The sequence below is a fragment of the Pseudomonas synxantha genome (assembly GCF_900105675.1).
In the GTDB taxonomy this organism is placed as follows: Bacteria; Pseudomonadota; Gammaproteobacteria; order Pseudomonadales; family Pseudomonadaceae; genus Aquipseudomonas; species Aquipseudomonas synxantha.
The window spans coordinates 3,243,456-3,266,882 of sequence record NZ_LT629786.1; the positions used below are offsets into that span (position 1 = coordinate 3,243,456).

At 61.3% G+C, this 23,427-nt stretch carries 23 protein-coding genes; 5 read left to right on the plus strand and 18 right to left on the minus strand.

The window, feature by feature from the left end; genetic code table 11:
• Positions 1 to 231: 231 nt before the first annotated feature.
• The 7 genes from BLU48_RS15030 to BLU48_RS15060 form a co-directional block, all read right to left on the minus strand.
• Positions 232 to 1,509: a cytochrome P450 gene (locus tag BLU48_RS15030; protein ID WP_057023741.1), complete on the minus strand. Its 1,278-nt coding sequence runs from the start codon at positions 1,507 to 1,509 to the stop codon at positions 232 to 234.
• Between the two features lie 136 nt (positions 1,510 to 1,645).
• Positions 1,646 to 2,149, minus strand: coding sequence for a carboxymuconolactone decarboxylase family protein (locus BLU48_RS15035; RefSeq protein ID WP_172833423.1), 504 nt, complete (start codon positions 2,147 to 2,149; stop codon positions 1,646 to 1,648).
• A gap of 1 nt (position 2,150) precedes the next feature.
• Positions 2,151 to 3,326: a thiolase family protein gene (locus tag BLU48_RS15040; RefSeq protein ID WP_057023740.1), complete on the minus strand. Its 1,176-nt coding sequence runs from the start codon at positions 3,324 to 3,326 to the stop codon at positions 2,151 to 2,153.
• Positions 3,323 to 4,225: a 3-hydroxyacyl-CoA dehydrogenase gene (locus tag BLU48_RS15045; protein ID WP_057023739.1), complete on the minus strand. Its 903-nt coding sequence runs from the start codon at positions 4,223 to 4,225 to the stop codon at positions 3,323 to 3,325. Before BLU48_RS15045 ends, BLU48_RS15040 begins: the two co-directional genes overlap by 4 nt.
• 13 nt (positions 4,226 to 4,238) lie before the next feature.
• Positions 4,239 to 5,090 carry a fumarylacetoacetate hydrolase family protein gene (locus BLU48_RS15050; RefSeq protein ID WP_057023738.1) on the minus strand — a complete coding sequence of 284 codons (852 nt, stop codon included), beginning with the start codon at positions 5,088 to 5,090 and terminating at the stop codon, positions 4,239 to 4,241.
• Complete coding sequence (locus BLU48_RS15055; protein WP_057023737.1) at positions 5,090 to 6,154, minus strand: amidohydrolase family protein; 1,065 nt, start codon at positions 6,152 to 6,154, stop codon at positions 5,090 to 5,092. Before BLU48_RS15055 ends, BLU48_RS15050 begins: the two co-directional genes overlap by 1 nt.
• 346 nt (positions 6,155 to 6,500) lie before the next feature.
• Positions 6,501 to 7,241, minus strand: a complete 741-nt coding sequence (locus BLU48_RS15060; RefSeq protein WP_057023736.1) for a TetR/AcrR family transcriptional regulator — start codon at positions 7,239 to 7,241, stop codon at positions 6,501 to 6,503.
• 182 nt (positions 7,242 to 7,423) lie between these two features.
• Between BLU48_RS15060 and BLU48_RS15065 the strand changes: the two genes are divergently transcribed.
• Positions 7,424 to 9,055: an ATP-dependent acyl-CoA ligase gene (locus BLU48_RS15065; RefSeq protein ID WP_057023735.1), complete on the plus strand. Its 1,632-nt coding sequence runs from the start codon at positions 7,424 to 7,426 to the stop codon at positions 9,053 to 9,055.
• A gap of 60 nt (positions 9,056 to 9,115) precedes the next feature.
• Here the strand turns inward: BLU48_RS15065 and BLU48_RS15070 are convergent, their stop codons facing one another.
• Positions 9,116 to 9,916: an SDR family NAD(P)-dependent oxidoreductase gene (locus BLU48_RS15070; protein WP_057023734.1), complete on the minus strand. Its 801-nt coding sequence runs from the start codon at positions 9,914 to 9,916 to the stop codon at positions 9,116 to 9,118.
• A 102-nt stretch (positions 9,917 to 10,018) separates the two neighbouring features.
• Here BLU48_RS15070 and BLU48_RS15075 point away from each other — a divergent pair, with 102 nt between their 5' ends.
• On the plus strand, positions 10,019 to 10,774 hold the full coding sequence (locus tag BLU48_RS15075) for a DUF2889 domain-containing protein (protein WP_057023733.1): 756 nt from the start codon (positions 10,019 to 10,021) through the stop codon (positions 10,772 to 10,774).
• A 9-nt stretch (positions 10,775 to 10,783) separates the two neighbouring features.
• Here BLU48_RS15075 and BLU48_RS15080 read toward each other — a convergent pair whose 3' ends face one another.
• The 4 genes from BLU48_RS15080 to BLU48_RS15095 form a co-directional block, all read right to left on the minus strand.
• Positions 10,784 to 11,359: an aromatic-ring-hydroxylating dioxygenase subunit beta gene (locus tag BLU48_RS15080; RefSeq protein WP_057023732.1), complete on the minus strand. Its 576-nt coding sequence runs from the start codon at positions 11,357 to 11,359 to the stop codon at positions 10,784 to 10,786.
• Positions 11,360 to 11,446: 87 nt separating this feature from the next.
• Positions 11,447 to 12,847 carry an aromatic ring-hydroxylating dioxygenase subunit alpha gene (locus BLU48_RS15085; protein ID WP_057023731.1) on the minus strand — a complete coding sequence of 467 codons (1,401 nt, stop codon included), beginning with the start codon at positions 12,845 to 12,847 and terminating at the stop codon, positions 11,447 to 11,449.
• 118 nt (positions 12,848 to 12,965) lie between these two features.
• Positions 12,966 to 13,961 (minus strand): fumarylacetoacetate hydrolase family protein, encoded by a 996-nt coding sequence (locus BLU48_RS15090; RefSeq protein ID WP_057023730.1) that lies wholly within the window; start codon positions 13,959 to 13,961, stop codon positions 12,966 to 12,968.
• Positions 13,958 to 14,659 (minus strand): SDR family NAD(P)-dependent oxidoreductase, encoded by a 702-nt coding sequence (locus tag BLU48_RS15095; RefSeq protein WP_057023729.1) that lies wholly within the window; start codon positions 14,657 to 14,659, stop codon positions 13,958 to 13,960. The genes BLU48_RS15090 and BLU48_RS15095 overlap by 4 nt, the downstream gene beginning before the upstream one ends.
• A gap of 138 nt (positions 14,660 to 14,797) precedes the next feature.
• Between BLU48_RS15095 and BLU48_RS15100 the strand changes: the two genes are divergently transcribed.
• Both BLU48_RS15100 and BLU48_RS15105 read left to right on the plus strand, forming a co-directional pair.
• On the plus strand, positions 14,798 to 15,196 hold the full coding sequence (locus BLU48_RS15100) for a Zn-ribbon domain-containing OB-fold protein (RefSeq protein WP_057023728.1): 399 nt from the start codon (positions 14,798 to 14,800) through the stop codon (positions 15,194 to 15,196).
• Positions 15,196 to 16,386: a thiolase family protein gene (locus BLU48_RS15105; RefSeq protein WP_057023727.1), complete on the plus strand. Its 1,191-nt coding sequence runs from the start codon at positions 15,196 to 15,198 to the stop codon at positions 16,384 to 16,386. Before BLU48_RS15100 ends, BLU48_RS15105 begins: the two co-directional genes overlap by 1 nt.
• A 9-nt stretch (positions 16,387 to 16,395) precedes the next feature.
• Here the strand turns inward: BLU48_RS15105 and BLU48_RS15110 are convergent, their stop codons facing one another.
• The 6 genes from BLU48_RS15110 to BLU48_RS15135 form a co-directional block, all read right to left on the minus strand.
• The gene (locus BLU48_RS15110) at positions 16,396 to 17,181 is read right to left on the minus strand and encodes an IclR family transcriptional regulator (protein WP_057023726.1); all 786 of its coding nucleotides are present in this window, start codon (positions 17,179 to 17,181) and stop codon (positions 16,396 to 16,398) included.
• 81 nt (positions 17,182 to 17,262) lie between these two features.
• A complete protein-coding gene (locus BLU48_RS15115; protein ID WP_057023725.1) occupies positions 17,263 to 18,855 on the minus strand; it encodes an MFS transporter in 1,593 nt (530 codons plus the stop codon).
• 40 nt (positions 18,856 to 18,895) lie between these two features.
• A complete protein-coding gene (locus BLU48_RS15120) occupies positions 18,896 to 19,777 on the minus strand; it encodes a fumarylacetoacetate hydrolase family protein (protein ID WP_057023724.1) in 882 nt (293 codons plus the stop codon).
• 1 nt (position 19,778) lies between these two features.
• Positions 19,779 to 20,729, minus strand: a complete 951-nt coding sequence (locus tag BLU48_RS15125; RefSeq protein WP_057023723.1) for a VOC family protein — start codon at positions 20,727 to 20,729, stop codon at positions 19,779 to 19,781.
• Positions 20,730 to 20,775: 46 nt separating this feature from the next.
• Positions 20,776 to 21,534: an SDR family NAD(P)-dependent oxidoreductase gene (locus BLU48_RS15130; RefSeq protein ID WP_057023722.1), complete on the minus strand. Its 759-nt coding sequence runs from the start codon at positions 21,532 to 21,534 to the stop codon at positions 20,776 to 20,778.
• A 47-nt stretch (positions 21,535 to 21,581) separates the two neighbouring features.
• Positions 21,582 to 21,818 (minus strand): ferredoxin, encoded by a 237-nt coding sequence (locus tag BLU48_RS15135; RefSeq protein ID WP_057023721.1) that lies wholly within the window; start codon positions 21,816 to 21,818, stop codon positions 21,582 to 21,584.
• A gap of 334 nt (positions 21,819 to 22,152) precedes the next feature.
• Between BLU48_RS15135 and BLU48_RS15140 the strand changes: the two genes are divergently transcribed.
• A complete protein-coding gene (locus BLU48_RS15140; RefSeq protein ID WP_057023720.1) occupies positions 22,153 to 23,415 on the plus strand; it encodes an MFS transporter in 1,263 nt (420 codons plus the stop codon).
• The last annotated feature ends 12 nt before the right edge of the window (positions 23,416 to 23,427 follow it).

Here is a 23,427-nt window from a genome sequence, read left to right on the forward strand (position 1 = left end):
TGTACTCCGACCGATATCTCTGGCGCCCAACACACAGCCATCGCAGGCAAGCCAGCTCCCACCTTTTGATACGGTTTACACCCGGCAAGTGAGCTGCTCGCCTGTAAGACCGCTTTCGCGAGCAAGCCCGCTCCCACAGGTGGGTCGCGGGGCATCAGTCACATCCCGGTCGACCTAGAGGCCGCTTTCGCGGGCAAGCCAGCTACCACAGTATGATCCGGTGTACGTCGGTCAATCCCACAACACATGCAGATAATGCGGCCCGCGCAACTGCGCCCCCACGATCTGCGGCCCAGGCTTGGACGGGTCAAGGCGAATGTTCGGCATCAAGTCAAGAATGGCATTCAGCGCGCAGTTGATCTCCGTCTTGGCCACAAACTGCCCGATGCACATGTGCGGGCCAAAACCGAAGCCAAACGAGGGCTTGGCCTTGCGATCGATATCGAAGGTATCAGCTCGTTCAAAGGCGTCTTCGTCGCGGTTCGCCGAGGTTACGATGCACTGCACCATGGCGCCCTTGGGAATCGCCACACCGCGAATCTCCAGGTCCTTGGCGGCCTGGCGTACCTTGAACGTGGCCACCGGTTCAAACCGCACCGCTTCATCGATGGCTTTGTTGACCAGGCTGCGATCGTTGCGTACCCGCTCCAGCACATCCGGGTGCTGCAACAGCAACGACATCAAGGTGCCAAAGGTGCGCGTCGTGGTTTCGCTGGCAGCTGGCAACAACGAGCGCACGAACGTGGCGATTTCGTGATCGTCCAGGGACCGGCCCTGGTACTCGGCATTGATCAGGCGACTGATCAAATCATCGCCGGTGGCGCCGTTGGCGCGGCGCTCAGCCACCACCGTCTTGACCACATCGTAAAGCGCCTTGGCCGCTTCCATCGCGGCACCGCGTGCGGCGGCGGCCTTTTCCGGGTCGACCTGGGGGCCGGCGAGAATGGCCAATGCCCAGGCGGCGTATTGCTCGATCTGTTCAGGGCGGTCTTCGGGAAAGCCGATCAGCGAATAGATCACGCGGATCGGGAAATACAGCGCGAAGTCCATCAGGTCGGCGCCCTTGGCCGGCACCATGGGCTTGAGGTATTCCTCACGAATGACGCGGTCGATCTTGGTTTCTTTCCAGCGGTTGACCGTCTCTGGCATGAACACCGGTTGCAGCAGGTTACGGATATTCTTGTGGGCATCACCGTCCATCGCGGTAAGGATCAAACCATCAAAGAATGCGCCCAGGCCCTCGGCAATAAACCCGCTGGTGAACGTCCCGGCATCGCGCATCACGGCCATGACGTCGTCGTATTTGAACAAGGTAAAGGTGGGCCGACTGGCGTCCAGACCGGCAATCGTCGGCACACCCAAACGCGCCATGAAGTTGTCCTGGAGCACCGGGGAGTTTGCGCGCATGTCGCGGTAAGTCGCGTGCAGGTCAATGTCGCTGGTACCCCGGTAATTACTGGCGACATCGTTGAATGCCTTGGTCAGGTCACTCTGTGCAGGTGTGGACATGAGCATCTCCGTCATTTTTGTCGTTATTGTTTGAGGCTGATCGCAGTCAGGTCGCTATCAGGCGACGGCAGCCGGACTGCTGCGCGAATATATGGACGCTTTTTCGATAATTGATCAGTTTCACATCCAAATGCAATCAGTAAGCTTGTTGAACGACGGTCATACGTCCGCCTGCCAACATCAACGCACAGAACATACCCAGCTCCACCACCTGCTCCGGCGAGAAGAAGATAGCCAGTTGGGCAAAATGCGTATCGTCGATAGCCAGGTAGTCACCGGCGAACAGCTCGGCGTAGGCAAGTGCCGCCTGTTCAGCGGGTGTGAAGTGCGCGCTGTCCGAGTTCATGCAAACAATGTCCTGCTCGGTAACGCTGTCGGACTTGCGCGCCAGCCGGCAGGCCTGACAGGTGGTGATGCTGGCAATCTTCAGCCGCACCAGTTCCCGCAAGCGCTCATCCAGCAGGCTTTCACTGTGCAGGGCCTCCATCAACCCCAGCCAGGCCAGGGCTGCCCGAGGCCGGTGAGCCCAGACTTGCACCGGGGTGATGGCGCTGAGCATGCGGCTTTGCCGGCCGCGCGCGACCGCCTCCTGCAACGCAGCCGGCATCGCCTCCAACGTAATCAGCGGCAGGCGCGCCACCTCAGTCGAGCCGTTCGATAATGGTGGCGGTACCCATGCCACCGGCGCAGCAGATCGCTTGCAAACCGTAACGCGCGCCACGTCGCTCAAGTTCGTTGAGCAAGGTGGTCATCAACCTCGCGCCACTGGCGCCCAATGGGTGACCAAGGGCAATCGCGCCGCCATTGACGTTGAGCTTGCTGTGGGGCACACCTGTTTCCTGCATCCAGGCCAGCGGCACCGAGGCGAACGCCTCATTGACTTCGAACAGGTCGATATCCGCAAGACTCAACCCGGCCTTGGCGAGCACCTTGTCGGTCGCGGCGATGGGCCCGGTGAGCATCAGCGTCGGGTCCGAGCCCACCGTGGTGAAGGCCACGATGCGCGCCCGTGTCTTGAGCCCGAGCTGACGCGCAGTATCGGCCCCCATGATCAGCAGGGCCGCGGCGCCGTCGCTGATCTGCGACGAATTGCCGGCGGTGATACGCCCGCTTTCCGGGCGAAAGCTGGTCTTGAGAGTCGCGAGTTTTTCCAGCGAAGTATCACGACGAATGGTCTCGTCGCGACTTAGCGTCGTGGCAGGCTCCTCCAGCGCCTTTTCCCGCAATGCCTCGACAGGTACGCCGACGATTTCGTTATCGAAATGGCCGGCATCGCTCGCGGCGGCCGCGCGCTGCTGGCTGGCCAAGGCAAACGCATCCAGCGCTTCGCGGCTCAGCGCCCACTTGTCGGCAATGCGCTCGGCGGCCTCACCCTGGCTGGTCAGTTCATAGTGCTGCGCTGCCATCCAACCGAATGCCTCGCCGTGGATCTCGCGGTTACTGCCCATGGGCACGCGGCTCATGTTTTCCGCGCCGCCCGCCACCACGATGTCGGCAGAGCCTGCGGCAATCATACCGGCCGCCAGGTGCACTGCGACTTCACCGGAGCCGCATTTGCGGTCAATGGTCAGCCCTGGAATGGTCACCGGCCACCCAGCCCCAAGCAACGCGGTACGGGCAATGTTGGCCGATTGCTCGCCAATTTGCGTGACACAGCCAAAAATCACGTCGTCGACGCGCGTCGGTGACAGATCATTGCGCTTGAGCAACTGGTCGATCACCCACGCACCGAGGTGATCGGCACGCACCCCCGCCAGGCCGCCGCGAAACCGGCCGATAGGCGTGCGCACCGCATCCACAATCACGATGTCGTTCATAGCGCACTCGCCTTGAGCCCGGAACCCGCGACCGGCTTACCTTCTTCGTAGCGGTAAACCCCGTGCCCGGTCTTGCGCCCCAGGCGCCCGGCCGCGACCATTTTGATGATCAGTGGGCACGGCCTGAATTTCTCCCCGAGGGTCTGGTGCAAGTAGCGCAGCACTGACAACCGCGTGTCCCAGCCCGTCAGGTCGCCCAACTCCAGCGGCCCCATGGGATGGTTGAAGCCAAGGCGCAGCGCGGTGTCGATGTCTTCGGCGGTGGCGGTGCCTTCCTGCAGCATCCACATCGCCTCATTGCCCAGCAGGGCCGACATACGGCTGGTGGTGAGCCCCGGGGACTCATTGACCACAATCGATGTTTTGCCCAACTGATCGCACAGGGTGCGCGTGCGGGCCACCACCTCATCGCTGGTCGCCAGGCCACGTACCAGCTCGATGAGCTTCATCTTGTGCACGGGGTTGAAGAAATGCATGCCGATCACCCGTTCGGCGCCCGGTACCGAGGCGGCAATCTCGGTGACGCTGAGCGCCGAGGTGTTGGTTGCAATGATTGCATCCGGCGCCAGCAGCGGTGCCGCCAGGCCGATCACCGCCTTCTTTACCGCCAGTTGCTCGGAGACCGTCTCCACCAGCCAGTTTGCGCCGGCGGCGGCTTCACTCAAGTCGCCGCCGGTCAGCAGGTTCGCCAGAGAAGCCTTGGCTTGCTCTTCGCTGACCTTGCCCAGGCGCACGCCGTCGCTGAGGATTTTTTCGATACTCGCTCGGGCCTGGGTCAACGAGGCGGCATTGGTGTCGACCAGCAGCGTTGTAAAACCCGAACTGGCGAACGCGTGTGCGATACCGGTTCCCATCAAACCGGCACCGACGACCACTATTTTTTCTTGTTTGGCGTTCATTTTTGTCTCTCGATTAAGCGTGGATTTTTCGCCCGACAACATTACGTAACGTGCCAATGCCTTCGACACTGGCCTCCACCACATCGCCCTCTTTAAGAAACAACCCGGTGCCCATGCCGACGCCTGCGGGTGAACCCGTGAACAGCACGTCGCCACAGGCAAAGCTGGAGCGCTGCTGCACAAAGCGAATCAACTGGCCTACATCCCACGTCATTTCGGCGGTCGAGCCGTCCTGGCGCGTTTCGCCATTGACCTTCAACGTCAGGCGCAGCTTGGGCGAGCCCTCAGGGAACTCGTCCTTGGTGACGATCCAGGGGCCGAGGCCCGTGGTCTGGTCCTGGCTCTTGGCCGCGAATAAATCCATGCCGATCCCGGCCGCACCGCTGCGCTGCAGGTCGCGGGCACTGACATCATTGCCAACGGTGTAACCCAGCACGCAGGCCAGCGGGTCTTCCAGATCGATTTCATGGGTGCCGATCACCGCCACCAATTCCACTTCGTGATCGAGCTCTTCGGTCAGTGGCGGAAAACGGATCGGATCATGGGCGCCTATCAGTGCGCCGTAGGCCTTGAGAAAGGCCACCGGCTGAGCCGGTGCCCCCAAGCCGAACTCCACCAAGTGCTTGGCGTAATTGGCGCCCGCGACCACTACGCGATTGACCGGCTCGATCGGCGGCAGCAAGCGCACCTTGGACAGCGGCAACGCAGGGCCGGCAATGCGCACCGAGCTGATCCCGCGTCCGGCAGCCACCGCCGGCGCCCAATCCTTGAACTCACCGGAAATCGGCGTCACTTCGTTCTGCGCAACATCCACCACGGCCCAGAACACGCCGGACGCGAAATATTCACAACGCGCCAGCTTCATCAGGCACCTACCTTGCCCAACTTGGCGGGATCCAGGTGCAGCAGGCGGCAGGCATTTTCATAGCGGATCTTGCGCAGGTCGGAATCCGACAGACGCAGCCCGTCGGTCAGGTCGTGACGCACCGCATCGCTACCACCGAAGTTGCTGCCGTACAGCACATGGTCGGCGCCAATGATGTCGACCAGGGCCTGGCGCATCGGCACTTCATGCAGCTCGACATCAAAGTAGAAGTTCTTCATGTATTCCAGCAGCGGCTTCTTGTTGAATTTGACGTCGAGGTTTTCGTTGGTCTTGGCCAGGCGTCCCAACTGGTACGGCACATAACCGCCACCGTGGGTGATGTACACCTTCAGATTAGGGAAACGGTCGAGCACGCCACCGCAGATCAGGTTCCAGAAGCAGCGGCTCTCGTCGTACTGCATGCCGACGATGGCAGTCGTTTCATAGCGGTCGTCATTGGCGTTCTTGCCCCAGGTGACCGACTGGTTGTAGCCGTGGATGAACATCGGCAGGTCGAGGTCGCAGAGAGTTCTCCAGACCACGTCGAGTTCCGGCGAGTCGAACTCCAGGCCACCAAAGTTGGCGCCACCGGCAACCATGCCTTTGGCTCCCAACTCGGTGCAGGCATAGCGCAATTCGGCGGCTGCGGCCTCGGGCGAATTCAATGGCACATGCGCCCAGAACATCAGGCGGTCAGGAGCGGCCGAGCAGTATTCGGCCAGGGTGTTATTGACGGTGCGCGCAAACGGCACCGCGAACTCGGCTTCCGTCCAGTACATGTAGCAATGGGACGGGACGGACACCACTTGCAGGTTTTGCCCCGCCTTGTCCATGCCGGCCAGGCGCACTTTCGGATCGGCCCAGCGCGACAGGTACTCTTCAAGCTTTGGCCCGTTACCGGAACGTACGGCGGCTTTGCGCTCAGGCGAGCCCAGGCCCAGGATCCAGTCCCCGACACGCAGTTTGATATCGCCGTCGGAATGTTGCTCGAAGAAAGGCCCCCAGTGCGGGTGCTGGTTGTAGTAGCCCGGATGGGGAGCATGAGCGTGGAGATCGATGAGCATGTCTAGGTACCTCGAAGTTGGCACTTTTTGTTGGGGATTAGCGCGGTGCCTTCACGCGACAAGGTCGGTCTGCCGCGAAAAGGGGAAGCCGTACGGCTCGCTGCTAAGGCTTGAGCTTAAATTTAATTTGAGCATAAATCAAAAAACTGTTCATATTAATTTCAATCAGGCGTGCGAACGCCCGAGCCAGAGCGCTCGAGCGGCGTGAGAAGCAAAGAAAAAGCACACGCAATTGCCCGCGAATCGAAAAAAACGCCGCTTAAGATTGCGATTAGTCAGCCATGCAGAAACACAAAGCCCCCCGAAATTCGGGGGCTCTAAAGGTGGTGCGGGAAAAACGCGGGGTTTAACGGCGGGTGCGCGACGTGGAGCCCATGATCAAGGCCCCGAGCAGTTTTTTCACGCGGATCGGGAACAGACGTCGCCCTGCCGCTTCCGGCACCAGAATTTCGCTGAGCACGTAGCGGATGATCATTTCACAGACCAACTCCCGGTCCAGGCGAACGCCCAACCGGTCGTCCCAATCGTCGAACACGATGCTCAGGCCGTCCTGAAAACGCACGATCGAGTCATGAAAAATTCGCCGGAAGAAGCCCAGGGCGTAATCCGGCGCCACGACCAGCAGGCGTCGTGCCCGGCTTTGTTCCAGGTAATTGTCGAGGTAAGCGAACAAGGCGTTGAGGCGCGCTTCGGGGTCGGTGATCGGGCCCAGTTCCTGGGACAGCGAACTGTGGAAGCTTTCGCGCTTGTGTCGCGAAAACGTGTCCAAAAGGTCTTCTTGTGAGGCGAAATACCGATAAAAAGTCCCCCGCGAAACCCCCGCGACCTGACACACATCGAGAATCGAAATGCGCTCGGCGCCGGACATCAACACCACTTCTTCAGTGGCCTTGAGGATATTCGCGATGGTTTCTTCCGAGCGCCGGTTCGGCTTGACCGGTGCACCGGACACGGCTTTGTTCCCGGCGCGCCGCTCGACGGGCTTGACCGCACGGGGAGCCGCTTCTGCCACTGCGGCTTTTTTAATTTTTGGGGTTTTCGCAGCTGGCTTAGGCGTTTCGGCTTTCTGCGGCGCAGTTTTTGGCATGGATTGGCAGGCTCATGAAGAGAAAAGATGGCCAACATTAGCACAGGATCTATGCATAAATAACACAACATGTTCAACTTATTCCTAAAGACATTTTATTAGTTTGTATTTAGAATCAAATTCTCTCACCAAAATAAAATCAGGTAACCCCTTCGCTGCGGGCGCCTAAACGGAGAACCGATATGGGTAGCACTGGAAATCCCGAGACCTGGGCCGTCGGAGATCGAGACACGGTCATCGATGCGCTTGAACGTGCAGTGGCAAGGCATCCAGACAAAATATTGCTGGATTTCAGTGGTGAGTTATACACATACGCCGAGGTTGACTCACTTTCCACAAAAATGGCCAATGCGCTCACGGTGCTGGGGGTCAAGGCCGGTGAAACCGTACTGACGATGCTGGACAACAACATCGACGCGGTAACCACCTGGCTCGCGATCAACAAGTTGTGCGCGGTCAGCGTGCCCATCAACACGGCGCTCAAGGGCGAGTTTCTGCGACATCAGATCGCCGATACCGGCACTTCGGTGGTGATTTGCGAAGCCGCTTACCTGGCGCGTATCACGCCGCTGGCGGAACAACTGCATGACGTGCACCACATTCTCCATCGCGGCCTGCTGCAGAACGCTCCAGACTGTCGGATTCGCATCGCGCCGCTGGATGCGTTTCGTGGCCACGATGCCACCCCGCTGCCGACCAAACCGCAGCCATCCGACCTTGCCTGCCTGATCTACACCTCCGGCACCACCGGCGCATCTAAGGGCTGCATGATCAGCTACAACTTCATGTGCAACCTGGCGCGCCTGCAATTGCGTGCCGGGCCGGCCAGCGCCGATGACATCACCATCACCCCGCTGCCGTTGTTCCATATGAACGCGCTGTGCGTGTCGATCATTGCCAGCATCCTGGTGGGTGCGCGGGCGGCAATCCTGCCACGGTTCTCGGTGTCGAACTTCTGGCCGGAAGTGGAACGCTCGGGTGCCACCATCGCCTCGATCCTCGGCGGCATGGGCGGCCTGCTGGCACAAGCGCCGGATAACGATGCGATGCTGCGCTGCGTCGGGCAGATCCATACCGCGCGTGGCAACCCTTACACCGAAGAGACCAAGCAGCTCTGGCGCGAACGTTTCGGCACGCGGCTGGTTGGCGGCAATGGCTACGGCCTTACCGAAGCGTGCGTGATCACTTCCCTGGCGGCCGGCGAATACGCCGCACCGGGTTCGTCAGGCAAACGCATTGCCGACTTTGACGTGCGCATCGTTGATGAATTCGACCAGGAGTTGCCCGCCAACTGCGCCGGCGAGATCGTGGTACGCCCGCTGCGCCCGGACATCATGTTCCAGGGTTACTGGAAGCGTCCCGAAGACACCCAAAAATTGATGCGCAACATGTGGTTCCACAGCGGCGACATCGGCAAGTTCGACGACGAGGGTTTTTTCTACTTCGTCGACCGCAAAAAGGATTACCTGCGGCGCCGTGGCGAAAACATCTCCAGCTTCGAGATGGAAGCTGCGTTCGCGGTTCACCCTGCACTGGCGGAAGTGGCGGTGCACGCGGTGCCATCCGACAAGGGCGAGGACGATGTGAAAGTCACGGCGGTGTTGCATGAAGGCGCAGCGCTGCAGCCCGAAGATCTGTTCCAGTGGGCGACGGATTCGGTGCCTTACTATGCCCTGCCGCGCTACATCGAGTTTCGCAGCAGCTTGCCGAAAAACCCTCAGGGCCGGGTGCTCAAGTATTTGCTGCGGGACGAAGGCAAGACCGCGACCACCTGGGACCTGGAAACCACATCTATCGTGGTCTCCAAGAAATAGGCGCTACGGCAACATCAGAAAAAGCGCGGCACTCGCCGCGCTATTTTTATCGCGCCAGGCTCAGTATTCCCGCACCGGCACCGCTTTGGGGCGGGAGTTGTAGCCGGGCAAATGCAGCCCACCGTCCACGTGGATGGTTTCCCCAGTGATATAGCGCGACATCTCCGACGCCAGGAAGACCACGGCCGGGCCGATATCAGCCTCTGGCTCGCCACAGCGACCCAATGGACGCATCGAGGCAGACATTTCGGCAAAACCCGGGTTTTCCGCCGCAAGCTTGTGGAACGTCGCGCCCATGGCGGTCGGCGCTATGGCGTTGACGCGTACATTGAAGCGTCCCCACTCCGATGCCGCGCTGCGCGTCAGCCCGACGATCGCCGCTTTCGCAGTGTTGTAGTCGCCATGCAGCCAGGCGCCGATTTCAACATCGATGGAGTAAAAGTTGACGATCTTGCCACCGCCGCGCGCCTTCATGTGCGGCAGCGCGGCACGCATCGCCCACCAGGCCGCCCACACGGTGGAACCCAAGGTCTGTTCAAGCATCGCATCGGTCTTGTCTTCCAACAGCACATTGGGCGTGGGGGCGAAGGCATTGTTGATGAGGATATCCAGGCCGCCGAATTCATCCACCGCCAACTGCACGGCCGCCTCGACCTGCGCCTTGACGCACACGTCGGTCTTGATGAACACCGCCCTGGCGCCCAGGGCCTTGAGCTCGGCGACAACGGCTTCGCCACTGGCGACATCCAGCTCCGCCACCACGACTGCCGCCCCCTCTTTAGCGAAATTGAGCGCAATACCGCGGCCAATGCCGCCCCCTGCGCCAGTGATCAGCGCGACCTGTTCGGTTAGCAGTGCCATGAGCCACTCCATTTTTTGTTTTTAGTGAACATTTTTGGTTATAGTGTTCAAATATAACCGATTTCTTACGCCTGAACAGCTGTAGTACAAAGGATATTGAGGATGACTGCATTTCGCCGCCGCGTGGATATCATCGCCAGCCGCCGCCATGGCTCTGGTGAAGTGCGCGCCGCCCTGGAAGACGACTTTCACCACTTTCGCGTTTGGGTCCGGCATGCAGACGCCACAGTCATCGCCATCGGTGGCGAAGCGCTGCGGTATCCGTACTCGATGTGCCCGCAGGCTTGCGATCAATTACAGCAGTTGGTTGGCATGCCGCTGGATCGCGTGGCGCATTCGGTCACCCGGCAAACCGACGCCAGCCATCAGTGCACCCATTTGCTCGATCTGGCCGGCCTGGCCATTGCCACCGCAGCACGCGGCACCACCGCGCGACGCTATGACATCCAGGTGGACCGCCGCGTCAATCAGCGTACACGCCCCACGCTGGTACGGGATAACCATGAGGAACTGGTCTGGGAAGTCAACGGTGCCCTGATCGAAGGGCCCTCCCCCTACGCCGGTGTCAACTTGCGTGAAGGCATGGCGCGCTGGGCGCTGGCGACCCTTAACGAAGAAGCCGCAGAGGCGGCGCTGCTGTTGCGGCGTTGCACGCTGATTTCGATGGGCCGAGCATTCAACCTCGATGACCAGGCACACGCCGAGAACAGCAACCGGTGTTACAGCCAGCAGGCGGTGAGGGCCGAACAGGCCCTGCGGATAAAAGGTTCGACCCTGGATTTCAGCGACCGACGAGAACGCCTGTGCGCCGACGACCAGGCATGGCTGCAAGCGGTCAATGCACGTCCTGTGCATTGACCCTGTGCCTTAGAGAAACACCGCCAGGTTTGGCGTACCCAAGACCGCCTGGTCGAGAATGACCTCACGGCGCGCCAGCTTGAACCCGGTTTCACCCAGGCGCAGCACATCACGACGTTCGCCACTGATGACATCGACATGAGTGTCCTTGAAGCGGCTGCGGGTCAGCAGCAGATAGCTGGTCACCACGAACTCATCCGGCTTGGCGGTTTCCTCGACGAACACGTTGGTCACCAGACGACGCGTACGCGAGGGCGGATCTTCGGCCCAGGCGCTTTTGCCGGACAGGCGCAACACCCGGCCCATGATCGAACGATAATCGTCGTGGTAATGCTGCACCGTACGCACGATGGTGGTTTTCAGCTCGGCGGCCAGGCGCGTCTGGCGCAATGGCACGGTGTACACCAAGTCGGTATCCAGGCGCTCGGACCATTCCTGCAGGCGGATCTGGTCGAGCAGCGTGGCTTCCTCGTACAGAAAGGTCACCACGTCGTTATAGATCGGCGAACCCACCGGCACCCGTTTGGTGCCCACCGGAGAACCCGGCTGGATGTCTTCCTCGCCGCGTTGTTGAACCTGAGCCATGAGTCATTTCCTCACTGTTATTGTTGTGCTGATAGAGAGCGCTGCCAGCGAGCGCGGCCTGCAAGGGCCGCGCCGCCTGGCACGGGCTTACTGCTCGTCCGAAGCCGTCATCAATTCATGCCAGTACAACCACCAGTGCCATTGGGTGTCGTCCTTGGTGAAGCCTTCGTTGACGATCCCTGGGCCCGGCCAGCCTTCCGGCGCACCGGTTTCAAAGCAGGCCTGGTATTTGAGCGTGCTCTTGCGGCCCATGGCGCCTTTGGCGGCCAGGGTCATGTGCGGCCAGGTGTCGGAGTCATCCTGTTCAACCATGCCCGACGTGCCGAACAGCTGAATGGTCTGCTTGAGCATTTTGTCGCGCAGTTCCGGCGAAGCGTCCTTCTCGGCGAACACCCAGTTGACGAATTCCAGCTGGTCCGGCCCACGCGGCACGTAGGCGTGCAAGGTCATGGAGCCGACTACGCTGCCGTCCGGCTGCGGGATGTAGACAAAGCCGAAGAGAATGTTCGGGAACATCCCACCCACTTGCGGGGGCATGGTGGTGAGGACTTTCAGTTGATCCTCGCTGAGGTTGCGCGCCAACTGTTCAACCATGTCGGCGGTCATGCCGGCCGGAGGCAGTGCCTGGAGTTTCTGCTCCACGCTCAACTCCGCCGGATCGAGCCCGGTGAGGCGCTTGATCTTGCGCGCCAGGTCGATGCAGCGCAGCGCATGGCCATGGGGCGAGCTGATCTCAACGCCGATCATCTCCGGGCTCAGGTCGGCGGTCTCGCCTTCACCTTTCTTGGCATAGTTGCCCACTTCACCCAACCAGCGGTGCAGCGTCAGGGTGTGAAAGCCATCGGCAGCCGATTGCTCGCCGGCGGTTTTCCAGTTGGCGTTGACCACGAAGCGCTGCGGCGGGCCAAGCACTTCCATGCCCTTGTCCGAACGGCAAAAGAGCATGTCGTAATACCACTTGGCGTCACCGAGGAACTCGTCGAACGAAGGCCCGTCGATGTTCCAGGTAGCGAATACCAGGCCGCCGTACAACGTGACCCGGGCCTTCTTCAGGCCCAGCTCTTCCTTGGGCAGCGTCTTGCCGTGCATGCATTCGCGCTCGACCGGCGAACCGACGAAGTCACCGTTGGGACGGAAGGCCCAGCCGTGATAGATGCATTTATGAATTTGCGTGTTGCCGCAGTCAGCGGTGCTGATGCGCATACCACGGTGCGGGCAGACGTTAAGCGTGACGAAGACTTCGCCTTCTTTGCCGCGCGCAACAATGACCGAATCGGAGCCCAGGTCACGCACCATGAAATCCCCGGAATTCGGAATTTCCGACTCGTGCCCCAGCAGCACCCAAATCTTGCCGAAGATCTTCTCCATCTCCAGGTCGTAAATCTCGCGGTCAGACAACACGCGCATCTGTACTTCACGGCTGGAGGGGTAGATGAGGTCAGAGACCTTGGTTCCATCAGACAACACGGGGCTTGTTATTGTTAGCATGCTTGCCTCCTACTCTTGGCTTCACGGCGGTAAGCCGCAAGATAATATAAGACACTTTTCAGATTTGTGTATACTAAATTCACGCACAATTTGTGGGTGAAATCACTCGAATCCGCTTTCACTGGGCAGGCTTTAGGCCCACTTGGGTACGCAGTACGCCGATACCGTCAATTTCCAGCTCAACCACATCACCGCGTTTCAGATACCGCAACTGCTCCAGGCCGCAACCGTTACCCACGGTGCCGGAACCCAGGAACTCACCGGCGTGAAGCGTTTCATCACGCGAAACGTGGGCGATCACATCTTCAAATTGCCAGCGCATGTCACGGGTATTGCCACGCCCCCATTCCTCACCATTGACCCGGGCAATCATGTTCAGGTCATAGGGGTCGCCCAGCTCATCAGCGGTGACCAGGCACGGGCCCATGATGTTCGCCGTATCGAAGTCCTTGCTTTTGGCCGGCCCGAGCATCCCGGGCATTTCCAGGGCCTGGGCATCGCGGGCGCTCATGTCGTTGAAAATCGTGTAGCCGACGATGTGTCCGCGGGCCGCCTCGCGGCTGATGTCCTTGCCACGCTTGCCGATGTAGCAGCCGAACTCCAACTCGAAATCCAGCGCCCGGGTGAAGCTCGGCCATTGGAATTCATCATCGATACCGACCACCGCAAAGCGGTTGCCCTTGTAGTAGATCGGTTGCTCGTTGAAGGTCTCGATCACGCGGTCATCGGCGCGGGTGTTCATGGCTTTCAAGGTGGCTTCTGGGTCGTCGGTACGCAGGGCGCGCGCGCGACGGGCGGCGGCGAAGCTCTGGCGCAGGTGCAGTTCGAAGCAGGAGCAGTCACGCATTTGCGGTGGCGGCTGGATCGGTGCGCGCAGCTTCACATGGGCACGCTCCAGCACCGCGTCGGCCGGTGCTTTGGCCAGCAGGCCACGCGCCAGCTCCAACGCCGGCTCGCCAGCCTCCACCAGCCCGAGAATGCTGCCCAGCGCCGCGCTGTCACGCCCTTGCACCGCGCGGTAGGCGCGTTGCAGGTCCAGCACCTGCTGATCGTCGTTGAACAAGGCTCCCGCGCGATCAATGCCCTCGGCATCGGTGTAGGTCACCAGCCTCATACGCGGCCACTCACCGGCAACAGCGCGCCGGTCACCGCTGCCGCGTCATCCGACAACAGGAACGCCACCACCGCTGCCAGCGCCTCGGGTGTAACCCAGCGGCTGCTGTCGGCGTCGGGCATATCGGCGCGGTTGGTCGGTGTATCGATAATGCTCGGCAACACCGCATTCACGGTCACGCCACGGTCTTTCAGTTCTTCCGCCAGGGCTTCGGTAAAGCGTGCCACGCCGGCCTTGGAGGCGGCGTACGCGCCCATGCCGGCCGACGCCTTGACCGAGGCCAGCGCGCCAATGTTGACGATGCGCCCGGCGTTGCCCGCCACCAGGTGCGCCAGCGCCGATTGGGCGCTGACCACGGCAGTGCGCAGATTGATCTGGTACAGGCGGTCCCAGGTCTCCAACTGCCCTTCCTCGACCGTCTCCCAGGCAAAGCCGCCCGCCACGTTGACCAGGCCGTCAATGCCGCCCCACTGCGCGGCGACCCGTTCAAAGGCAACGCCGGCCGACGCTGCCGACGTCAGGTCTACCCCATCCAGGCACAGCAAGCCTTGTGTGTCCAACAGCGTGGCAGGTGCCTCACTGCGATCGAGCAAGGCCACCTGCGCACCGCGCGCCAGTAAATACTTGCCCAGCGTGCTGCCCAACACACCGAACCCACCGGTGACGACTATCCTCTTGCCCTGTAATGGCTGGGACATAGCGCAATCCTCTTGTTGTTTTTAGTGCGCGAACAGTCGATTCGCGCATTCACTACGGCGAATATATGACACTTTTCGAAAATATGTTCAAATGATACCGTACGACTTCGAGTCAAACACTTCGCAGCGGACTACGTCATGCCTAGAAAACTTCCCGCACTCAACGCCGATAACCGCGCCTTCTGGCAAGGCGGTGAACAGGGCACCTTGTTCGCTCACCATTGCGCGGCGTGCAGCCTGTACTTTCACCCGCCCGCCCCACTCTGCCCGCATTGCGCCAGCCTTGACGTGGCGCCCAGGGCGGTGAGCGGCAAGGGCAAGGTGCTCAGTTACACCGTCAACCACCAACCCTGGACGCCGGGGCTGGAGGTGCCGTATGTGGTGGCGATCATCGAACTGGTGGAACAGGCCGGCTTGCAGTTCGTCAGCAATGTGGTGGGCATGCCAGTTGATGAAGTGCACATCGACATGCCGGTGCGGGTCAGCTTCCTCAATATCGAGGATGTGTGGTTGCCTCTGTTCGAGAAGGATCAATGATGTTCGATCATCGGTATGAAAAAGACGTGGCAATCACCGGCGTCGGCCAATCCGAAGTCGGCCGACCGTCGAGCCTGTCGGCCATGCGCCTGACGGTCGACGCCTGCCTTGAAGCGATCGCCGACGCTGGCCTGCAGCGCAGTGACATCGACGGCGTGGCCTGCTGGCCGGGCGACAACAACAACGGCGATGCATTCTCGCCGGTGGGCCCGAGCGCATTGAAAAACGCGCTGGGCCTTAACGTGAACTGGTTCGGCGGCGGTTATGAAGGCCCGGGGCCGCTCGCCGGGGTGATCAACGGCGCCATGTCGATTGCAGCCGGGCTGTGCAAGCACGTGCTGGTGTTTCGCACCATCACCGAGGCCTCGGCACGCGTGGTCGACAAACAAGCCGGAGCCTTGACCAACAAGACCCAGGGCCGCGACAGCAGCTTCGCGTGGCAATGGTTTACCCCGTTCAACGTGCAGTCAGGCATCAACTTGATGGCGTTGTATGCGCAACGGCATTTTCATGAGTACGGCACCCGGCCGGAGCAGTTGGCGCAAATTGCCCTGACCTGCCGCCGCAACGCCATGCGCAACCCGAAGGCGGTGTACCGCACGCCAATGAGAATGGATGACTACATGGCGTCCCGGATGATTTCGTCACCGCTGCGTATGTTCGACTGTGACGTGCACTGCGACGCGTCCACGGCCATCGTGCTGTCGCGGCGGGACATTGCCAAGGACCTGCCCAACCGCCCTATCCGCATCGAGGCCATGGGCGCGGCACTCAACCAGCCCTGGTCGTGGGACCAGATCTCGCTGACGAAGATGGCCGCGTTCGATGTCGGCCAGATGATGTGGGCGCGCACCGACTACACCCCGCAGGATGTCGGCTCTGCGCAGCTGTATGACGGCTTTTCGATTCTGACGCTGATCTGGCTGGAGGCGCTGGGGCTGTGCCCCACCGGTGAAAGCGGCGCGTTTGTCGAGGGCGGTACCCGCATCGCGCTGGAGGGCGCCCTGCCGATCAACACCAATGGCGGCCAACTGTCCGGTGGCCGAACCCATGGCCTGGGCTATGTGCATGAGGCTTGCCAGCAACTGTGGGGGCGCGCCGAGGGCAGGCAGACGCGCGACCACGAGGTGAGCACCGTGGCTGCCGGCGGCGGCCCGCTGGGTGGCAGTTTGCTGTTGGTGCGCGAGTAACCGCGCGCCTCAGTACAGCACGCAGGCCACCTCGCTGCAGAACTCGATCAACGCCTTGCCCAGTTCGGCAAGGCCTTCCTCGTCGCGCTGCCCGCGAAACATCACGGCCGAGACGGTGAAGTCGATGCTGTCGGACGGCGAATAGATCGGCGCCGCCACCGCCAGGATGCCGACCGAAAAATGCCCGTCGTCCATGGCCCAGCCGCGCTCGGCCGCCAGTTTGACCTCCTCGCGATAAGTCGCCAGCGGCAACGGTCGGGCCCAGCGGATGGTCTCGTAACCGCTTTGCACCAGAGGGTCTTCCATGTCGATCTGGGTCGCGAACATGCGTCCGCTGGCGCCCATCAGCAGTGGCAAGCGTTGGCCTTCGGCCATGTCGATGCGCACGTCGGTCGGGCTGGCGGCGGAGCTGACGATCACGATCCGATCCGGGCTGGTGCGGCGCCACAGGGTGATCGTCACCCGCAGGCGCGCGGCCAGGTTCTGCAGCAGCGGCTTGGCCATCTGCACACGATGGCCCTGGGTCACTTGCTGTTCCACCAACCGCGCCAGGCCCAGGCCGACCGAGTAGCGCTTGGACATGGCACTGAAATCCACCACATCCTCCTGCACCAGCGTGCGCAGGATGTTAAAGCAGGTGCTGGGGTTGATTGCCAATTGTCGGGCGATGTCCACCGAACGTTCGGGCGTGCCGACCTGGCTGAGGTAGCGCAGGATGCGTATGGCATTGGAAACCGGCTTGACGGTAACCGCTGTGCCCAATTTAGTGCTGTCGTTGACGTCGGAAGAGTCCATGCCCAGTCCAGGTAACCAAAGATTGCTGGCATTCTAGCTTGAGAATGAAACCCTACGTGAAAGTTTTATCTGGGAATTTTCCTACGCATCGCTGACCGACGCCAAGGGCGGCTGGTAAATCAGCCGACGCGTCTGCAGGTCTTCACAGCGATAGCGCTCTATCAGGCGTTCCTGGGCGTGGTCCGCCTGTGTGACGCGTAACTGCTGGCGCAAATAGTCGAGCCAGGATTCAACCGTAAACCGCTCGACATATAGCTGCGGCTGCGCCATGTCGCGGTAAAGCCGCCAGTTCTGCGCGCCGTTGCGCCGACGCGCCTTGCCCACTGCGTAGACGCTGTTCAGGAAGTCCGCGCGCTGCGCATCCGTGACCTGATAGACGATCTCTACCGACACCGGTCCGTCGGCGTGGGCGACCGTAGCGGTCAGCAGGGGTTTTTCGGTCAGGGCCACCAGGGCGAAATCCGCTTCCTGGCCCAGCTCGAACTGCCCCTTGCGAGTGAGCATCAGCCCGCCGATCAACAACAGTGTCGCCAGTAGCAAGCTCTGCTCGAGCCCCACGTACTCGGCCAGTGCGCCCCATAGCACGCCACCGGCCGCCATGGCGCCCATCAACGTCAGCACGTACACCGAGGCCACGCGCGCGCGCACCCAGTTGGCCGCGTAGGTCTGCACAACCGTGGAAATGGTCGCGTTGACTGCCATCCAGCCAAAACCTGCCAACAACATCATGGCGCAGACCACCGCGCGGTTATGCGACAACGCTGCGCTGAGGGTGGCGGCGCTGAAGGCGATCACACCGCAGACGATCAGGCGTCGCAGGCTCAAGGTTCGGTACAGCTTTGGCAGGCAGATGGCCGACAACACCGCGCCAGCGCCGAGAAATGCCATCAGCAGGCCGTAACCACCGGCATCCATGCCCAGCTCCTGCTTGGCAACCAACGGCATCAATGCCCATAACGCACTGGCGCAACTGGTGAACACCAACACCTGTCGCAGCGCGCTGGATAAAACCGCCGAATGCCGGATATAGCGCAGCCCGCTGCGCATACCGCCCGCCAGGGTTTCCGGCGGCAAGCCAAACTCGGGCGGCGCGGGTGCCAGGCGAAACAGAAACAACATGACCACAAACATGCACAAGGCGATCACCACGAATACCAGAGTGGTGCTCCAGTAGGCAATCAACGCGCCTGCCAACGCGGGGCCCAATGCCCGTGTGGCATTGATGGCAATGCCAATCAAGGAGACGGCTGCAGGCACCTGGTCACGCGGCAGCACACCCACCATGGTCACCATCCACGCCGACATGCCCAAGGCACTGCCGGTACCCAGCACAAAGGTAAAGGCCAGCAACCCCAGTGCTTCAAGGTGTGCGGTCCATGCAAGGAGGCTGAGGACCACGGCGGCGAACAGCATCATGCACTGGGTGATGATCAGCCAGTTTCGGCGATCCACGCGGTCTGCGATCACCCCGCCCGGCAAGGCAAACAGGAACACCGGCAAGGTCACGGCCGTTTGTACCAGTGAAACCATGGTGGCGGATGGGGTCAGCGTGGTCATGATCCACGCCGCTCCCACGGTGTGCATCCAGATCGCCAAGTTGACCAGCGCACCGCCCAGCCATAAGCCACGGAACGCCTTGTTACGAAACGGCGCCCACGCCGAGCCATCGCTCATAGTTACTCCTGCCAGGAATTCATTGTTTAGGAACGCCGGTTTACGCCAGCGGTTGACCCAACCTGCCCTTTGCCCGCGCGCCACTCAGGGCGCGCGGCGCGGCAATGGTGTTGCGCAAACGGCCGACACCGCTGATCTGCGCATCGACGCGATCGCCTGGCTGCAGGAAGCGCCCTGTTTCCAGCCCGACACCATGGCTGGACCCGGTAAACACCAGGTCTCCGGGGCGCAGGGTGATGCGCGCATCGAGGTAGTTGAGCAGCTCGTCCAGCGGGAAAATCATCTGCCGGGTGTTGTCCTGCTGGCGTAGCTCATCGTTGACAGTCAGTTGCATGTTCAACATCGGCTGCCCTCTCACACCCAACTCGTCAGGCGTGACGATCCACGGGCCGACGGGTGTGGTGCGGTCCATGGCCTTCTGGGTCAGCAAGTCCAGGCGGCCGATCTGTTTGCCGGCGTCCCGTGCGCTGATGTCGTTGCCGACCGTGTAGCCCAACAGGCAATGGCTGGCGCGCGGCTCATCGAGCAGCGGCCGGCCAATCACGGCGACAAGTTCGACTTCGTAATCGAGCTGGGTGGTCAGGGGTGGATAGTGGATCTCATCATTGGCCCCCACCAGAGCCGATTCAGGCTTCATGTAGGCCAAGGGGTGGGCCGGCACCGTGCTGCCCAGGCGTTGCAAATGGCTGGGGTAATTCAAACCGACGCCAAACACCCGCCCGCCAGGCTCCAGGGGTGGAAGCAGCCGAGCGGCGGACCGGGGCAGGCGTTCAGGCCCCAGGTCCAGGGCATCCAACGCCTGCGCCCCCGTTAACCCGGCCCAGTGTGCGAACGGTGCATTAATGGGCCGCAGGCGGTGGGTCTCATCTTCAAGCAGCGCCCAGAATGCCCTGCCGCCCACCTCGACCCGCGCAATGCGCATGTCAGCGCTTGGCCAGGTAGATGGGCAAGTACTCGGCGTCGAGCACCTCTTCGGGCGTCTTGACACTGGCACCCAGGATCGGCCCGACCATTTCATGCCCCCACAGGCTGAGCTTTTCAGGGTTCAGCTCGTAGGGATCGCCCTGCCACGGCTCGATTTCGGCAATGGTTTCGAAGGCAAAACCCGAGGGGGTGAAATGGTAGAACGACAGGTGCGGGTCCTGGGCATGCTGGCCCAGGGTCATCATCATCGGCAGTTCGCGCTGGCGCACAATGTCGTAGGTTTCGCCGACATCGCGCACATTGCGCACAAACAAGCCCACGTGTTGCACGCCCATCCGCCCCGGCCCGTGGCCATAGGCAATGTCGTGGCTGGTGTGGTGGTTGAGCTTGGAGCGAAAGAACCCGGTGCGGCCCTTGCCCGCACCCGCGCCATACCAACTGAACCCCATCACGTTGAGCAGAAAGTCTTCCAGCTCGTGGGTGTAGTCCGGCGTGATCAACACCACATGGCCGGCGCCCCGCTCATCGGCGAGAAAACCACTGTGCGGGCGCCCGGGCTGGAACGAACGTGGCAGCCATTTCTGCCCGTAGAACAGCTCGTGCCGATAGCCGACCGGGTCGCGAAAACGCACCACCTCGCGCACACCGCGCAGCTCGCAGAATTGCGCATCGCCGCGCGTGTATTCGACCTTGGCAGCCTCAAGTTTCTTGATACCGGCCTCGAACGCCATACGACCGATGGCCTCCCAACCGATATAGGCGATACGGTCGACCTCACCGGGGTGGAATGCAAACCGGTGGCGACGATCGTCGATCTTGAAGTACAGCGAATCCGGGTCGCTCTCGGGGTTTTTGCCTATGCCGAAGCCCATCACCTGCGGGCCGTATTCACGCCACGCGTCCAGGTGCGGGGTTTCGAAACCCATGTAACCGATGCCGATGATGTCCACGTTTTTTCACCTTTTTATTGTTCGAGATGAAACGGTGCGGCGCTGGCTAGACCGCCAGTAAGCCGCCGTCGATGACAAAGTCCGAGCCGGTAATGAAGGACGCCTCATCGGACGCCACGAAGACCGCCAGCGCCACCACTTCCTCGGGTTCACCGGGACGGTCCATCAGCACGCCGTCCAGCAGCATCGCGCGCAGCTTGGCGTCTTCCAGGAACGGACGGGTGCCGGGGGTAGCGACGAATCCGGGGCTCAGGCTGACCGCCCGTATGCCGAACGGTGCGCCCTCTACGGCAAGCTGCCGGGTGAACGACACCACCGCGCCTTTGGCGGCCGAGTGGGCACTGATGCCCGCGACCTTCGAGCCGCCCCAGGCGGCAGTGGACGACACATTGATGATCACCCCGCGCTGCTCGGCCAAGTGGTTCCAGGCGTATTTGGTGGTGTAGAACAGCAGGTCGATTTCGTTACGCATTGTGTACTGCCAATCTTCGATCGACAGTTCGCTGACCAGCCCGAAACGCGCGGCCGAAGCGTTGTTGTAGAGGATATCGATACGCCCGTGCTCGGCGACGGCGGCATCGATCCAGGCCTTGGCTTGCTCGTGGTCGCCCAGGTCGACCGGGGCACTGCCGTAAAGGGTGAAACCTTCGGCGCGCATCAATTCGGCGGTCTGCTCATGGCCCTCGGCGACAAAGTCGCAACCGACCACGATGGCGCCCTCGCGGGCAAAGCGCAGTGCTGCAGCACGCCCTTGGCCGCCGCCGGTACCGGTGATCAAGGCCACCTTATTGTGTAAACGTCCCATCGACCTCTCCTCAGCGTGTGGTTATCCCAAAGCGCATGCGCGCCGATTCAAACGGCGTCGTCTGCGGCGGTGATGGGCTCCAGCCAGATGGCTTCGGCCGGACACGCTGCGGCACCTTCGCGTGCTTCTTCTTCAAGCTCCACAGGCACGCGGGCATCGTCGAAGTACACCAGGCCATCGGCGTCGAGTTTGTAGACACTGGGGCAGATCGTGGCACACAAGCCATAACCACAGCAGCGGCTACGGTCTGCCACGGCCTTGAACTGCGCAGGTTCTGAACTCATTTTTTTCTCCTTATCAGGTTCAGTTTCGGCAAATTATGAACACTTATTTATTTTATGTGCAATTAATTTTTAGCGCGGATATGCTGGTGATCAGCCCCGGGGGCAAAACAACCCGGCCGGCTGCCTGCGACGAGGGCTTGAATACAGTCAAGCCAGCTTGATCCAACGTCGCCTGCGGCGCAGGTATTTTCGTTTGTCTGTCAGTCACATGGCGATGCTGGACAAACCCAGATGGGCAATTTTAGTCTCCACCCGGTATCCGGTTCTGAATACAGAACCAAACAGTTTCCCCAGCAGCGCTTGGCTCAACAAAACCTATAAGGAAGCCAACCCCATGCAGCCTTCGAAAAACGAAGCGGCTATTGATTTTCATGAATTCCGTCAGGGCTGGAAAATCCTGATCCTGTCGGTCGCCGGTGTCGCCATCAGCATCAATGCCGCGCTGTTGTATGGCTTCGGCACGTTGGTGGTGCCGCTGGGCGACGCCTTCGGCTGGAGCAGAAGCGAACTGCAGGCGTGCATCACCTTCCTGTTCGGCGGCGCCGTGGTATCGCTGCAATTGGTGGGCTGGTTCAACCTGCGCTACGGGATGAAACGCGTCACCGTGATTTCGCTGCTGCTGCTCTCCCTCGGCTACCTGGCCACCACCCAACTGACTGCCTCCATCTGGTCGATGTACTTTGCCTTTGCGGTACTGCCGATCATCGGTATGGGCGCCTTGGCGGTCACCTGGACCCAACTGCTGAGCTTGTGGTTCGACCGCAATCGCGGGCTCGCGCTGGCCATCGGGCTGTCCGGTACTGGCGTCACCGCAGCCACCATTCCACGCCTGATGGCCTGGGGCATCGAGCAATGGGACTGGCGTGCAGCCTTCGTCATCCTCGCGTTGCTTAACCTGCTGGTATTGCTGCCCCTGATTTTGCTGTGGTTCAAGCTGCCGATGGCCCAGGGCGATGGCGACAGAAAGCAGGCGCTGGCGGCCCTGCCCGGCATGAGCTTTCGCGAAGGCATGGGCTCGCTGAAGTTCTGGACCTGCAACCTGGCGCTCAGCCTGGTGATTTCCTCGATTGTGGGGATGGTCACCAGCACCGTGCCCATGCTGCAAGCCAAAGGGCTGTCGGCGGGTGACGCGGCCACGGTATTCAGTTGCTTCGGGATTTCGCTGATCTTCGGCCGGCTGTTGATTGGCTACCTGCTCGATCGCCTGTGGCCGCCTGCGGTGTCGGCGATCAGCCTGATCCTGCCTGCCGTGGGGTGTTTCATTTACCTGAACACCTCCACCGAAATCGCCCCGTTGATGCTGGCGGCCGTGCTGGTGGGTTTTGGTGCAGGCGCAGAATTCGATATCGCCGCCTTCCTCATTGCGCGTTATTTCGGCTTGCGCGAGTACGGCCGCCTGTTTGGTGTGCACCAAGGCCTGAACACCGTGGCCTCGGCCCTGGCGCCACTGTTGTTCGCCGTGATGCTCGCACGTACCGGTTCCTACACCGCGATGCTGGTGTACAGCGCCGCCTGCTGCCTGATCGGCCCGCTGTTGCTACTGACCCTGGGCCGCGTGCCGCGCTTTACCGCGCAGGCGCTGCCCCATCAATCCTGAGAAGAACCGGAG